The sequence below is a fragment of the Mesorhizobium sp. L2C066B000 genome, assembly GCF_000502335.1.
Taxonomy (GTDB): Bacteria; Pseudomonadota; Alphaproteobacteria; order Rhizobiales; family Rhizobiaceae; genus Mesorhizobium.
Genome location: NZ_AYWZ01000049.1, coordinates 1 through 2540 on the forward strand (window position 1 = coordinate 1; position 2540 = coordinate 2540).

Sequence of the window (2540 nt, forward strand, 5' to 3'; positions counted from 1 at the left end):
CTGCACGCCCTCGGATTGGCCTTTACGTCTCATCACGACAAGCTCAACCACGCCGCCGCGTTCGCCACCTTGTCGGCTTGGGGTAGCCTCGGCTGGCCCCAACAGGTGGTCCGGCTGGCGGTTCTACTTGCTTTAACGGGCGCAGCGATCGAAATCCTTCAATGCGTCACAGGGCGTGACATGAGTGTCTTCGACTGGTTTGCCGACTGCGCCGGAATGGCATACNCGTGACATGAGTGTCTTCGACTGGTTTGCCGACTGCGCCGGAATGGCATACGGGCTGAGAACTATGAGCTGGGTGAACGAGATTCTAGGGGAACCGGTTATTTGATCGCCACAGGCTCCGCCTTACCGCCGCCGTCTTGGCCCACTTGCCAGCCTCACGCCCGGGGCCGCCCTCGAACCCTCGCTATTTTCAATTTCCGACGCAAAGGCCGACACCAAGGCGAATGGGTTTCAGGGCCGCTCACCATTTAGACTTAGGTCCGATTCTTTCGAGCAAATGGCCGAACCCGGAAACATTTCTCCTTGTACTTTGTTGCAGTGGCCGTGCCGCTGAGGAGAACATGCACAGTGCCTCTATCAAATGAACTGCGCGACGTACCTATAGAATTCCAATGCCCCTCCTGTTCGTGCCCAATGGTGAGAAGGGGATCCTGGCTGAAAACGATTGCCGGTTTCAANGTACTTTGTTGCAGTGGCCGTGCCGCTGAGGAGAACATGCACAGTGCCTCTATCAAATGAACTGCGCGACGTACCTTTAGAATTCCAGTGCCCCTCCTGTTCACGCCCTATGGTGAGAAGGGGATCCTGGCTGAAAACGATTGCCGGTTTCAAATGCGATAGCTGCAGGTCCAGAGTGCGGCTCGGCTACGAAGAGAAGCTGGCCATATTCGACCGGCACCTTAAGCGAGGCGCGCCGGATCTGGGCCGACGACCAATGGAGTGCGATCCCGGCAACGGTTCCTGAGAGTGTGTCGGCAATTCNCAATTCAAGCTCCAACTGCTTGCGGTCTGCCGCAAGTCCAAGCTTTCATCTGGTCGCAGGGTCAGGCGGCTCTTTCGTCCATACGGAACCGATGATGGCGAGAGGTTTCGATGCGCTCGGAGCACCGAGCAGGTCGACACGTTTCTGGTAGCGACCACCAATCTCTAGCTGACCGCTTCCACGTTCTGACGAGGTGCGAGCAACTTGATCTTCAATAGTCTTTTTCGAGCCAGCATGCTCGCCGCCTCTGCGACACGGTCTCCGTAAGCATCGGCGACGAATGATAGCGTCGACAGGTCGATAATGAGGTCGTCGATCGCGCCCGCCAAGNCGGTCTCCGTAAGCATCGGCGACGAATGATAGCGTCGACAGGTCGATAATGAGGTCGTCGATCGCGCCCGCCAAGACACTGGACCCGCGCCCAAATTGATGCACCAGCGCCCGCACTTCCTTAAGTGCCGTCGAGGCTTCACCCGCATCCAGCAGCGCCTCGATGTCATCGAAAACCTGCATCCCGACCCTCCCGCTTTAAAACGGTGGCAATTTCGCGCGAAAAGAAAGCGCCTGCCAAGGTGCTCACGCGCGAAGGCGGCTATTCAGACAACAAGAAAGACCCTGGTGGCCCAACGATGAAGGGCGTCCATGGAGGGCGTTCGCGAGACGCAACCGAGATCCGGCGCGACATTAAACGACAGCGATGCTTGAGCCGCGCTCTCTTACGAGCAATCCGAGCAGCGCCCAGCCGCCAGCCGATCGAAGATGTACGCCAAGACCGACAAGCTGGTGCAGCGTTTTGCCAAGGCTGAAGAAGCGGTGAAATCCTTCAGCGAAGACATGACCGGGGTGAGGCGGCCACTGCCGAGGTGACCCTGTGGAAGTTGATGGGCCTCGGCGCATTCGGCTCACTGCATCGCAGCGGCGGCGCTCGCGTCGCTAGTTACGCCCTATTGGTCTATCTGGCGCGTGCTGCGTGGCGGATCACGAGTTCTATCCGTGCTGCTAAGTCAGCAGAATTCCACACCACCTCCGGATAGGCCGTATAGATCAGGTAACCGCACATTCTTGAGCACATTGTACGATTGTTACGCAAAGCAGCGGCCGCATCGACTCTCATCATCTTGGAACTACATTGCCACAATGGCTCAGCTCTTCGAATCCGCCCCAGTGAACGCTTCATATCAGCTGATCGTGGACCACTATGAGACAGCGGTTTCACTCCAGGAGCGCATTGTCACTCGCGTTCGACAACGCGGTTTGTCAACGAAAAGTGATGACGAATTCCTGGAGAATCTGAATGCCGTCTTAGCGCGGGCGCGCCAAAGGTTGGCTCGGGCCGATCAATGCAATTAAATTAAGAATGGGACATCCGCGGTCCGCAGGCATAGAGTGTGCCATCGACGGCAACTCCAAGGGCGTCCGTCGGCTGTGAGCGATCAACATGCTTCCGCCCCCAATAGGGAGAGGGAGCTATGACAGACTCCAGTTCACAAACTCACACTGCCGCGCAACGCGACACCGGCCAAAATTCGATCTATCGCAATTCGCTGCTGCT

At 57.4% G+C, this 2540-nt stretch carries 2 protein-coding genes; both read left to right on the forward strand.

Annotation, left to right across the window (positions count from 1 at the left end; all coding sequences use genetic code 11):
• Window positions 1-231 (forward strand): VanZ family protein (locus X733_RS1000000170450; protein WP_023820458.1); only part of this gene is annotated, 231 nt, incomplete at its 5' end.
• Between the two features lie 1386 nt (window positions 232-1617).
• A complete protein-coding gene (locus tag X733_RS1000000171220; protein WP_348625885.1) occupies window positions 1618-1794 on the forward strand; it encodes a hypothetical protein in 177 nt (58 codons plus the stop codon).
• Window positions 1795-2540: the final 746 nt, after the last annotated feature.